Raw genomic sequence first — 442 nt, 5'->3', positions numbered from 1 at the left:
CATAAGCAAGAATATGAGCGTGAGAGCCAAAAATTAAGCCATATACAACAAAAAAGCAGTGAGTTGATAGAACAATACCAAAAATCATTAGAAACGCTTAAAAAGCCTTTAAACGTCCAATATGAACATGAAACTGAAAAAGTAGGTGGATTGTTCAACAAAGAAATACAAGAAACAGGGAATGTTGTAATAAGCCAAGAAGAATTTAATAACTTTCAGAAACAAATACAAGCAGCACAAACGATTACAGAAGATTATGAGTATATTAAGTCAGATAAAGCTCTGAATGACCTAAAAAACGAAAATAGTAAGCTTAGAGAAGAAAACAAGGATATGTCTGAAACTTTAGCAAGAGCAAATGAGTTTATAAAAGACCTCAAAAAACACCTTGATAATGCGCTTAATGTTATTAAAGTTATTAGAGAGATTTTTGAGAAGTTAG

1 pseudogene is annotated in these 442 nt (G+C 31.0%); it reads left to right on the top strand.

Features of this window, described 5'->3' with window-relative positions:
* Positions 1-442: pseudogene (locus tag KA856_RS13965) on the top strand (MobV family relaxase); the annotation flags it as partial.

Origin of the sequence: Staphylococcus sp. GDB9P120P (genome assembly GCF_017893435.1) — a bacterium.
Taxonomy (GTDB): Bacteria; Bacillota; Bacilli; order Staphylococcales; family Staphylococcaceae; genus Staphylococcus; species Staphylococcus cohnii.
This window is presented reverse-complemented; position numbering and strand designations above follow the sequence as displayed.